Origin of the sequence: Streptomyces sp. NPDC096040 (assembly GCF_040303265.1) — a bacterium.
In the GTDB taxonomy this organism is placed as follows: domain Bacteria; phylum Actinomycetota; class Actinomycetes; order Streptomycetales; family Streptomycetaceae; genus Streptomyces.
The window spans coordinates 22915-34078 of record NZ_JBEOTA010000053.1; the positions used below are offsets into that span (position 1 = coordinate 22915).

An 11164-nucleotide genomic window follows, 5' to 3' on the forward strand; every position below is an offset into this window, starting at 1 on the left:
AGCTCAAGTTCAATGCCGAAGGGGAGATCATGGCTTCGACGTCCGCATCACTCACCCTCCCTGTGCTGCCGCTCGACGGCGAGGTCGTGCTGCCCGGGATGGTGGTCCCGCTGGACCTCAAGGATCCCGATGTCCGTGCCGCCGTGGAGGCCGCCCAGGCCGCGGCCCGTACCGAGCCCGGAAAGCCCAGGGTGCTGCTGGTACCGCGTATCGACGGGAGCTACCCGAGCACCGGTGTGCTCGGCACCGTGGAGCAGGTCGGCCGGCTGGCCGACGGTGACCCGGGCGCGCTGATCCGCGGCCGTTACCGGGTGCGCATCGGCGCCGGTACCACCGGCCCGGGTGCCGCCCTGTGGGTGGAGGGCACCCGCATCGAGGAGAACGTCCCGGACCCGGTGCCCGGTCATGTCACCGAACTGGTCAAGGAGTACAAGGCCCTCGCCACCGCCTGGCTGCGCAAGCGCGCCGCCTGGCAGGTCGTCGACCGTGTCCAGGCCATCGACGACGTCTCCGCGCTCGCCGACAACTCCGGTTACTCGCCGTTCCTGACCACCGACCAGAAGGTCGAGCTGCTCGAGACCGCCGACCCGGTCGCCCGACTGAAGCTCGCCACCCAGCAGCTGCGCGACCATCTCGCCGAGCAGGACGTGGCCGAGACCATCGCCAAGGACGTCCAGGAGGGCGTCGACAAGCAGCAGCGCGAGTTCCTGCTGCGCCGCCAGCTCGAAGCCGTCCGCAAGGAGCTGCGCGAGCTGAACGGCGAGAAGGACGGCGAGGAGTCCGACGACTACCGCACCCGGGTTGAGGCCGCCGATCTGCCGGAGAAGGTCCGCGAGGCCGCCCTCAAGGAGGTCGACAAGCTGGAGCGGTCCAGCGACCAGTCGCCCGAGGGCTCGTGGATCCGCACCTGGCTGGACACGGTGCTCGAACTGCCGTGGAACGAGAGGACCGAGGACGCCTACGACATCCAGGGCGCCAAGGCGGTCCTGGACGCCGAGCACGCCGGTCTGGAGGACGTGAAGGAGCGGATCACCGAGTACCTGGCGGTGCGCAAGCGCCGTAGCGACCGGGGGCTCGGGGTCATCGGCGGCCGCCGTGGCGGTGCCGTGCTGGCGCTCGTCGGTCCGCCCGGTGTCGGCAAGACCTCGCTCGGCGAGTCCGTCGCGCACGCGATGGGGCGGAAGTTCGTCCGGGTCGCCCTCGGTGGCGTCCGTGACGAGGCCGAGATCCGTGGTCACCGGCGTACGTACGTGGGTGCGCTGCCCGGCCGGATCGTCCGTGCCATCAAGGAGGCCGGTTCGATGAACCCGGTCGTCCTGCTCGACGAGATCGACAAGGTGGGGTCCGACTTCCGGGGCGACCCGGCGGCCGCCCTGCTCGAAGTCCTCGACCCGGCGCAGAACCACACCTTCCGAGACCACTACCTGGAAGTCGAACTCGACCTGTCCGACGTCGTCTTCCTCGCCACCGCCAACGTCCTGGAGGCCATCCCGGAGGCCCTGCTCGACCGTATGGAGCTGGTCCGCCTGGACGGCTACACCGAGGACGAGAAGGTCGTCATCGCCCGTGACCACCTGCTTCCGCGCCAGCTGGAGCGGGCGGGCATCGACAAGGACGAGGTCGTCCTGGACGAGAGCGCGCTGCGCAAGCTCGCCGGCGAGTACACCCGTGAGGCGGGCGTCCGTAACCTGGAGCGGTCGATCGCCCGGCTGCTGCGCAAGGTCGCGGCCCAGCACGAACTGGGTCAGCGGGAGCTGCCGTTCACCGTCAGGGACGAGGACCTGCGCGCCCTGATCGGCCGGCCGCACCACGTGCCCGAGTCCGCCCAGGACCCGGCCGAGCGCCGTACGGCGGTCCCGGGTGTGGCGACGGGTCTCGCGGTCACCGGAGCGGGCGGAGACGTCCTCTTCGTGGAGGCGTCCCTGGCCGACCCGGAGACGGGCGCGGCGGGGCTGACCCTCACCGGGCAGCTGGGTGACGTCATGAAGGAGAGCGCGCAGATCGCCCTGTCCTTCCTGCGCTCGCACGGCGCCGAACTGGAGCTCCCGGTCGGCGACCTGAAGGAGCGGGGCGTGCACATCCACTTCCCGGCGGGCGCGGTCCCGAAGGACGGCCCGAGCGCGGGCGTCACCATGACGACGGCTCTCGCGTCCCTCCTGTCCGGCCGGCTGGTCCGCACGGACGTGGCGATGACCGGTGAGGTCTCGCTGACCGGCCGGGTCCTGCCCATCGGAGGCGTGAAGCAGAAGCTGCTCGCCGCCCAGCGCGCCGGGGTGACGACCGTCATCATCCCCAAGCGCAACGAGGCCGACCTGGACGACGTCCCGGCGGAGGTGCTGGACAAGCTCGACGTCCACGCCGTCACCGACGTCCGCCAGGTCCTGGAGCTGGCGCTCGCGCCCGCCACGAACGGCGCGACGCCGGAGGTTCCGGTAGCGGCGTGACGGACGCTGCCGGATGAAGAGGGCCCGGACCCCCGCGAGGAGGCCCGGGCCTTCGCCCTGTGTCAGCCGTTGGCGAGTGCGACGACTCGGTTCAGGGCCCCGTTGAACCTGTCGTGGTCCCCGACGGTGGGACCGGACGAGGTGTACTGCCACATCGTGTAGTACGACCAGCCGGCCGGCAGCGTCCCCACGTCCGAGGCGTACCGGGCGATCCACAGCGGGTTGCTGGCGGCGAATCCGCCGTAGTTGCCGGTGCAGTCGGTCCACCAGCTGGTGGCCGTGTAGATGACGGCGTCCCGGCCCGTGCGCGCCTTGTAGGTTTTGAGGAAGTCGGCGATCCAGCTGACCATCGCGCTCGCGGACTTGCCGTAGCAGGCGGCGCCGTACGGGTTCCACTCGATGTCGAGGGCGCCGGGAAGGGTCTGACCGTCCTTGGACCAGCCGCCGCCGTGGTCGACGAAGTAGTTGGCCTGGGTCGCGCCGCTCGTGGTGTCCGGGGTCGCGAAGTGGTAGGCGCCGCGGATCATGCCGACGCCGTAGGAGCCGGTGTACTGCTGGGAGAAGTAGGGGTTCGTGTAGTACGTGCCTTCCGTCGCCTTGGTGTAGGCCCATTTGACCCCGCTGCTCAGCAGGGTCGACCAGGCGACGTCGCCCTGGTGGCCGGAGACGTCGACGCCCTCGGTCTGGGTGGCGTCGCCGGTCTTGGGGGTACCGCTCTGACCGTCGTGGGCCAGGACGCCGATGCCCATGTACGCCGAACCGCGGGCGGGAGTGCCCGTGTCGGCGTGGGCCGGGGTGAGGAAGACCGTCGCGAGCAGCAGCGCGAGCAGTGCGGTGAGGAGAGTGGGGGAGGGTCTGTGCACGGGCATGACGTGCCTCCGTGGGGTGAGGTGGGGTCCCAGGTATGCCAGAGACGGTCGGCGGGACAGGCGCGACACGACGCAGGGTCACACGGCGCGACGCCAACCGCTGGCGTGGACATGCCATCGACTTGCCTGACAGAGACGCTACGCACGTAGAAGACGCCGGGGAAGGTGGTCCGGAGGCTGCCGTTGGTCTACGCCTGCGAAATACTTGGCGAGCTGCGGTGATGACGGGGTTTGACGCAAACTTTCAGGACTGCGAAACCGATCAGGGGTGCTGACGTGCACGAGGACGAAAAGGGCGACGAACAACGCGCCGCCACGGGGTTGACTCCAAGTGGTGCAGACCAGGAATTCCTGACTCTGGAACGCGAGTTGACGGTGCTGCTGCGGCGCGCCAGGGCCAGCCAGGGGGAGATGGCCCGCGAGGTCCACCCCGACCTGGAGTCCGCCGCGTACGGCCTGCTGGTCCGGCTCGACGAGTGCGGCGGCCAGCGCGCCACCGAACTGGCCGCCTACATCGGCGTCGGCAAGGCCACCATGTCCCGCCAGCTGCGGGCCCTGGAGGAGCTCGGGCTGGTCGTCCGCGAGCCCGACCCGGCCGACGGACGGGCCTGGCTGGTCGCGCTCACCGACGAGGGCCGGCGCCGGGTCGGCACGGTCCGCGAGGCCCGCCGCGGCCGCTATGTCCGCCAGCTCGCCCACTGGCCCCGCCGCGAGGTCGCCGAACTGGCCCGGCTGCTGCACCAGCTGAACGGCGTGATGGAGAAGTAGCCACCGACAGGGGCTTCAGGGCCCAGGAGCTCGGGGTGGGGCTTCAGAGCTCGACGTACACCACCGTCGCGTCGTCGTGCGTCTTGCTCCGCCGCAGGAACGCCCGCTCCTCCCGGTCGGCCGCCTCCAGCTCCCGCACCCGGTCGACGAGCGCCCGCGCGCCCTCTTTGCGTACGACGTCGAAGAGGGCCGTCCAGTCGCCCTCGCGGAACTTCTCCGTCCAGCGGGTCGCCCCGTCCGTGAGGGCGGCGAGGGCGGCGACCCGGTGCCGGGGCACGCTCCCGGTGACCGCGCGGGCCGCTACCGAGGGGTCGGCGGCGGCCGTGAAGAAGCCGCCCTCCTTGTTGCGGACCGTGGCGTCGGCGATCGCGTCCGTGGCCAGGGAGGTACGGGGGACACGGTCGAGCCGGTCGTCCAGGACCGGGGTGATCTTGCCGTCGGGGGAGCGCAGGAGCAGCGCGGAGTCGGACAGGACCAGGTATTCGACGGTGTCCTCGGACCACCGGGTCAGGACGACCGTTGCCTGGGGTGTGCGCGGGTGAGAAAGCTCACAGGTGTCAGCATGTGCGTCGGCTGTGCGTCCGATCGCCCGTTCGAGGATCTCCCGCAGCGTCAGATCTCGTGCCGAAACGGTCAGTTCGGTCAGTGCGCCGCCCAGCCGCGCGGTGAACCAGGGGACGGAATGCAGACACCCGGTTTCGTCCTTCGGTGGGGTGACTCCGTCCAGGACGACCACACAACCCCCCTGTCCCGAGGCGGGAAGTCCGACCCCGGCGAAGTCCTCGTTGGGGCGGTCGGGGGCGCCGGGTTCCGAAACGACTTCAGTACGCATCCGGCCAGTCTGCACGACCCCTTCACGATCTTCGCCAAAGGCTGGCAACCGTCCGGGAATTCACGCGGACTCGCAGGTCAGCCGCCTGCTTTGGGGTGGAATGGCGCACTCCGGGAAGGCGTGGTGGCGAATACTGTCAAAGCCTGTCGTCCGCGTCCAACCGGCCCGCCGGAAAAGGGCCCCGCACAGTCCACCGGAACTTGCCCGCCAACTCCCCTCCGATGTTCACTCCTTCGGGTGGCGGGTCAGGTGAAGCGAGACCACCACCCACCGGCGCTGGGAGGGTCGAGGACCTACATATCGGGTGCGTGTCCCGGGTGCACGCCCCACTGGGCACCGAAATGCCGGGGATCATGACGGGGTGCCACCCGGCCCCTTGGGTACACGAGTTCAGGAATGCGAGCACCGGTGCAGAAGACGCGGCCTCGGCGCACAGGCAAGAAGACGGCCTCCGAAACGGTTGCCGCCGCTCCCGTCGGCACCGGCCGCCGTAAGCGTGTCCGCACGCGGCTGATCGTGGCCGTGGCCGTGGTCGCCGCGGCGATCGCGGGGGCCGGCGCGCCCGCCCTGCTGACCGCCTCCGGGCAGCTGAGCGACTCCCAGGACCTGGTGACCCTCGCCGGACGCACCCAGGACGCGCTGGCGCTGGCCGACTCGCTCGCCGACGAGCGCGACGAGGTCACCTCCTATGTCGCGGCGGGCCGCCCCAAGTCCAAGGCGCCCTCCGAGGACCGCGGCGCCCGGGTCGACCGCCAGGTCGAGGACCTGCGCGCGGACACCGACATCCCGGGCTGGCTGCGCACCGACCTCGACGGCATCGCGGCCGTCCGCCGGTCCGCCCTCACCGGCCAGAGCACGGCCCTCCAGGCGCACGAGGCGTACTCCCGGACCATCACCGAGCTCCACCGCCTCGCCGAGGAACTGGCCGAGCAGACGCCCCCCAGGGCGGGCTCCGGCGCCTACGCGCTCGCCGAGCTGGACTCCGCCGTCCAGCAGTCCGCGGCGGCCCGGGGTCTTCTCCTTGCCGCCCTGAGCATCCCCAGCTCCACCCAGACCACGATCGACCCGCTCACCGGTCTGCCCACCACGAGCACGACCACCTCCGACGCCGACAAGAAGCAGCGCGACGCGCTCACGGCGGCGGCCCAGCAGGCCAGGCTGCGCGCCGACGCGGCTCTCGCCGACTTCCGCGACACCGCGCCCAAGGCCGCGGTCGAGTCCTACGACTCCACGGTCACCGGCAACGACGTCAATGACGCCGACAAGTACCTGGCCGCCCTCACCGACCAGCCGACCCTCTCCGCCGATGACCTCGCCACCGGCACCAAGAAGCTGGACACGGCGCTGTCCGCCCGGGTCGACCTGATGCGGGGCGCCGAGTCCGCCCTCTACGACCACCGCACCAAGGATCTCGCCAAGTTCCGCGACGACGACGTCACCGCGCTGGAGATCCGGGTCGCGGTGCTCGGCGCCCTGATGCTGGTGGCGGTGGGCATCGCCACGGCCATGGCCCGGACGCTCACCCGTCCCCTCTCGGTGCTCCGCCGGGGCTCGGCACGGCTGGCCGAGGCCGAGGACCCGCGCACCGAGGAACCGATCACGTTCACCGGCCGCAACGACGAGTTCGCCCAGGTAGTCCGCTCGGTCAACGCCCTGCACGCGCAGGCCACCGGGCTCTACGACCGCATCGCCACCCTGGAGACCGACCGCAGGCACCTGGTCGGCCAGCGCCAGAAGATGGCCGACGCCCGCGAGGAGCTGCGCGCCGAACTGACCGACGCCGCCGGCCAGCTGGAGCGGCTGCGCACCAGCATCGGCGGCACCTTCGTCAACCTCGCACTGCGCACGCTCGGCCTGGTCGAGCGCCAGCTGGCGGTGATCGAGGGCCTGGAGGAGCGCGAGCAGGACCCGGACCGCCTCGCGACCCTCTTCAAGCTCGACCACTTCGCCACGGTCATGCGCCGCCACAGTGAGAACCTCCTGGTCCTCGCCGGCACCGAGCACGTCCAGCAGCACGCGGGCCCGATCCCGCTGGTGGACGTGGTCCGGGCGGCGGTCAGCGAGATCGAGCGCTACGAACGCGTCCGCATCGCCGCACTCCCGCCGCACGCGCACGTGGCCGGCTTCGCAGCCGACGACCTCAGCCACCTGCTCGCCGAGCTGATGGAGAACGCCACCTCGTTCTCGCCGCCCGACGTGCCCGTGGAGATCTCCGGCTGGCTGCTGGAGAGCGGTGAGGTCATGCTCTCCGTGCAGGACGAGGGCATCGGCATGACCGCCGACCGCATGGTCCGCCTCAACGGTCGCCTCGCCGACTTCGACCCCGAGTCGCCGTACGACCAGGAGGGCGAGGAGGGTCTCGGCCTGGGTCTGTATGTCGTGGCCCGCCTGGCCCACCGGCTCGGTGTCCGCGTGCAGCTGCGCGAGCAGAAGCAGGGCGGGGTGGCGGCGGTCGTGGTCCTGCCCCAGCCCCTGCTGGCGGCGGCCCCCACGACGGCGGCCCCGTCGGCCACGACGGCTCCCGGCGGCACCCACGGCTTCTCCCTCCCCGGCGCGGACGCGGAGGTCAACTCCAACGTCCTCTACGGCCGCTCGACGTCCGGCGACCCCCTGGTCACCCTGGCGGAGAAGGCCGTACGGGAGGCCGACGACCAGCCCGCCCACGAGCAGGCGCCCCCGCCGAAGGCGGAGGCCCCCGAACCGACGGCTCGCCCGAAGGCCCCGGCGGAGACGTTCGCCGAGACGACGATGGAACTCCTGGTCCCGGCGGCCCCGGAAACGAAGCCCGCCGAAGAACCGACGCGAGCCGCCGCCGTCGAGGAGCCGACGCGAGCCGCTCACTCCGAGGCGCCGACGCACCCCGCTGACGCCGAGGGCCACACGCGTCCGCTCCCCGCGGCCGCCGACGGCGAGCGCGCCCCACTGGGGCCACCCGCACCCGCCGACGGTGAGTACGCCTCCCAGGCCACCCGCGTGCCCGGATCCCGCACGGGCGGTGCCGTCGGGGACGACAGCGTCGATGCCGAGGACCCGGTCACCAGCAAGGGGCTTCCCAAGCGCACCCCCAGGATCACCGCCCCCGCCCCGGCCCCCCGCCAGCGCGGCACCGGCGTCGACGCCGACGCCCTGCGCCGCAGGCTCGGCGGCTTCCGCAGCGGCGCCGACGCCGGCCGCCGTGACGTCGCGGCGGAGATCGCCGAGCAGACCGGCCAGAACCAGGTGCCGAGCACCACACCAGCCGTACCCGGATCAGTCGTATCCGAAGAAGCCACGGGGGGCACAGTCGAGGAGGCAAGCAGTTGACCGCGCCCAGTACCTTCGGACTGAGCAGTGAGGCCCGTAACCTGCACTGGCTGCTGAGCAACCTCGTCGAGGAGGTGCCCGGTATCCAGTCGGTCGCCGTGGTCTCCTCCGACGGACTGCTCCTGCTCTCCTCGGACCCCGGCCGCAACGAAGCGGCCCGCGAGGCCCGCACCGAGAAGCGGAGCGGCCCGCGAGGCTCCGCCGCCGACCTCGCCACCATCGTCTCCGGCATCGGCAGCCTGACCGTCGGAGCCGCCCGGCTGATGGACTTCGGCAGGGTCAAGCACACGATGGTCGCGATGGACGAGGGCAGCCTCTTCGTGATGTCGATCAGCGACGGCTCGCTGCTCGGCGTACACGGCTCCGCGGAGTGCGACATGAGCGTCGTGGCGTATCACATGGCGCTGTTCGTCGGCCGCGCCGGTCACGTCCTGACCCCCGAACTCCGCAGTGAGCTGAGGAAATCCCTCGAGGCAGACGCGACGAGGAGCGGCCGATGAGCAACGCGCCGAAGAACCGCAGTCAGAACCTCCCGGTACGCGGCGGCGACCGCAAACCCGCCCGCGTCCGCCCCTACTCGCTCACCGGCGGCCGTACCCGCTTCGGTCATGTCCTCCTCGTGGAGACGTTCGTGGCCGCGCTGGAGGCCCCGGAGGAGCGCAAGGAACTGACGAATGGTTCCCTCAACACCCGGGTGATGCCGGAGATGCGGGCCATCGTCGAACTGTGCCGCCGTATGCGTACGGTGGCCGAGATCGCCGCGCTGCTGAAGATGCCGCTCGGTGTGGTCCGGGTCCTGCTCAGTGACCTCGCGGACCAGGGAAAGATCCGTGTGTACGGAACCGGGACCGGTCACGGCGTCGGCCGCCCGGACCGCGCTCTGCTGGAAAGGGTGCTGAGTGGACTACGCCGTCTCTGACGCCTCCGGCGTCGCCCCGCTCCTCGACGAGGAGGAGCATGTGCGGTCCTGGCAGACGGACCGCGCCCGGGCCCCCATCGCGACGAAGATAGTCGTGGCGGGCGGTTTCGGCGTCGGCAAGACCACGCTGGTCACCGCCGTCTCGGAGATCACGCCCCTGCAGACCGAGGCGCTGATGACCGAGGCGAGCGAGGAGACCGACGACCTCACCGCCACGCCCGGCAAGCTCACCACCACCGTGGCCATGGACTTCGGCCGTATCACCCTCGACGACGACCTGGTGCTCTACCTGTTCGGCACGCCGGGCCAGCAGCGGTTCTGGTTCATGTGGGACGACCTGGTGCGGGGCGCGATCGGGGCCGTCGTCCTCGCGGACACCCGGCGCCTGAAGGACTGCTTCCCGGCGCTGGACTACTTCGAGAGCTGCGGGCTGCCGTATGTCGTCGCGGTCAACCACTTCGACGGCAGCGAGCGCTTCGAACCAGAGGATGTGCGGGAGGCATTGACGATTCCCCCGCGCATACCTGTAATGATCATGGACGCCCGCCGCCGTGTCCCGGTGATCGAGACGCTGTTGTCCCTGGTCGCCCACGCGCTGGACGAAACCCCCGAGTAGATCTTCGTTAGGAGCCACCACCCGCATGCGGAAGATACTCGTCGTGGGGGCCGGCCAGTCCGGTCTCCAGCTCGCCCTCGGCCTCCAGTCGCACGGCTACGAGGTCACCCTGATGTCGAACCGGACCGCGGACGAGATCCGCTCCGGCCGGGTCATGTCGACGCAGTGCATGTTCCACACGGCACTGCAGCACGAGCGCGACCTCCAGCTGAACTTCTGGGAGTCCCAGGCCCCGAAGATCGAAGGACTCGGCGTCTCGGTCGCCGCCCCCGGCTCCTGGGAGGAGGGCCCCGCGGCCCGCGCGATCGACTGGGTGGGCAGGCTCGACGGGTATGCGCAGTCGGTCGACCAGCGAGTGAAGATGGCCGGCTGGATGGAGACCTTCGCGCAGCGCGGCGGCCAGCTGGTCATCCACGGCGCGGCGGTCGGCGACCTCGACTACTTCGCTCGCGCCTACGACCTGGTGCTGGTCTCGGCGGGCAAGGGCGAGCTCGTCCAGATGTTCGGCCGGGACCCGGAGCGGTCCCCCTACACCGAGCCGCAGCGCGCCCTCGCCGTCGCCTACGTGCACGGCCTCGGCCCGCGCCCCGAGCACCCGGACTCCTACGCGGTCCGCTGCAACCTGGTCCCCGGCGTCGGCGAACTCTTCGTCATGCCGACCCTGACCACCTCGGGGCCGGCCGACATCCTCTTCTGGGAGGGCATACCCGGCGGCCCGCTGGACGTCTTCAACGGCGTCAAGGACCCGGCGGAGCACCTCTCCCTGACCCTGGAACTCATGGAGCGGTACACGCCCTGGGAGTACGCGCGGGCCACCAAGGTCGAACTGACCGACGCGGGCGGCACGCTGGCCGGCCGCTACGCACCCACCGTCCGCAACCCCGTCGGCCGCCTTCCCGGCGGCGGCCTGGTGCTGGGCGTCGCGGACGTCGTCGTCGCCAACGACCCGATCACCGGGCAGGGCTCCAACTCGGCGTCCAAGTGCGCCGCCGCCTATCTCGCCTCGATCCTCGAACACGGCGAGAAGGAGTTCGACGAGACCTGGATGCTGCAGACCTTCGACCGTTACTGGGGCACCGCCCAGCACGTCACCAAGTGGACGAACGCGATGCTCGCCCCGCCGCCGGAGCACATCCTCAACCTGCTCGGCGCGGCAGGCCAGCTCCAGCCGGCCGCCGACCGCTTCGCCAACGGCTTCAACGACCCCTCGGACTTCGAGAACTTCTTCTACGAGCCCGAGAAGACGGAGGCATACCTGGCCTCGGTGGCCGGCGCCGCCTGAGTACGGTGCAGTTTCCCGCGCCCCAGGGGGCGCGGTGCCACCCGTCCAGGGGAACCGGCGGAAACACCCGTACCTCGGCGGACTTCCCCGTGAGGGTGATCCCGGGCAGGCCCCCGGCCCGCCGCCACTCG

At 71.1% G+C, this 11164-nt stretch carries 9 protein-coding genes and 1 pseudogene; 7 read left to right on the top strand and 3 right to left on the bottom strand.

Features of this window, described 5'->3' with window-relative positions; all coding sequences use genetic code 11:
* Positions 1-29: 29 nt before the first annotated feature.
* Positions 30-2444 carry an endopeptidase La gene (lon, locus tag ABTY98_RS39670; RefSeq protein WP_352226019.1) on the top strand — a complete coding sequence of 805 codons (2415 nt, stop codon included), beginning with the start codon at positions 30-32 and terminating at the stop codon, positions 2442-2444.
* A gap of 62 nt (positions 2445-2506) precedes the next feature.
* On the opposite strand, the gene ABTY98_RS39675 is transcribed toward lon, so the two are convergent.
* A complete protein-coding gene (locus ABTY98_RS39675) occupies positions 2507-3313 on the bottom strand; it encodes a lysozyme (protein WP_352226020.1) in 807 nt (268 codons plus the stop codon).
* Positions 3314-3589: 276 nt separating this feature from the next.
* Here ABTY98_RS39675 and ABTY98_RS39680 point away from each other — a divergent pair, with 276 nt between their 5' ends.
* Positions 3590-4081, top strand: coding sequence for a MarR family winged helix-turn-helix transcriptional regulator (locus ABTY98_RS39680; RefSeq protein WP_352226021.1), 492 nt, complete (start codon positions 3590-3592; stop codon positions 4079-4081).
* Positions 4082-4124: 43 nt separating this feature from the next.
* On the opposite strand, the gene ABTY98_RS39685 is transcribed toward ABTY98_RS39680, so the two are convergent.
* Positions 4125-4913 carry a protein phosphatase 2C domain-containing protein gene (locus ABTY98_RS39685; RefSeq protein ID WP_352226022.1) on the bottom strand — a complete coding sequence of 263 codons (789 nt, stop codon included), beginning with the start codon at positions 4911-4913 and terminating at the stop codon, positions 4125-4127.
* A gap of 408 nt (positions 4914-5321) precedes the next feature.
* On the opposite strand from ABTY98_RS39685, the gene ABTY98_RS39690 reads away from it, so the two are divergent.
* The 5 genes from ABTY98_RS39690 to ABTY98_RS39710 are packed head-to-tail and all read left to right on the top strand — an operon-like array spanning position 5322 to position 11033.
* A complete protein-coding gene (locus ABTY98_RS39690) occupies positions 5322-8216 on the top strand; it encodes a sensor histidine kinase (protein WP_352226023.1) in 2895 nt (964 codons plus the stop codon).
* Positions 8213-8716 carry a roadblock/LC7 domain-containing protein gene (locus ABTY98_RS39695; RefSeq protein WP_352226024.1) on the top strand — a complete coding sequence of 168 codons (504 nt, stop codon included), beginning with the start codon at positions 8213-8215 and terminating at the stop codon, positions 8714-8716. Before ABTY98_RS39690 ends, ABTY98_RS39695 begins: the two co-directional genes overlap by 4 nt.
* Positions 8713-9135, top strand: a complete 423-nt coding sequence (locus ABTY98_RS39700) for a DUF742 domain-containing protein (RefSeq protein WP_352226025.1) — start codon at positions 8713-8715, stop codon at positions 9133-9135. Before ABTY98_RS39695 ends, ABTY98_RS39700 begins: the two co-directional genes overlap by 4 nt.
* Positions 9116-9751: a GTP-binding protein gene (locus tag ABTY98_RS39705; RefSeq protein WP_352226026.1), complete on the top strand. Its 636-nt coding sequence runs from the start codon at positions 9116-9118 to the stop codon at positions 9749-9751. The genes ABTY98_RS39700 and ABTY98_RS39705 overlap by 20 nt, the downstream gene beginning before the upstream one ends.
* 25 nt (positions 9752-9776) lie before the next feature.
* On the top strand, positions 9777-11033 hold the full coding sequence (locus tag ABTY98_RS39710; protein WP_352226027.1) for a styrene monooxygenase/indole monooxygenase family protein: 1257 nt from the start codon (positions 9777-9779) through the stop codon (positions 11031-11033).
* Between the two features lie 37 nt (positions 11034-11070).
* On the opposite strand, the pseudogene ABTY98_RS39715 reads toward ABTY98_RS39710, so the two are convergent.
* Positions 11071-11164: pseudogene (locus ABTY98_RS39715) on the bottom strand (peptidyl-tRNA hydrolase); the annotation flags it as partial.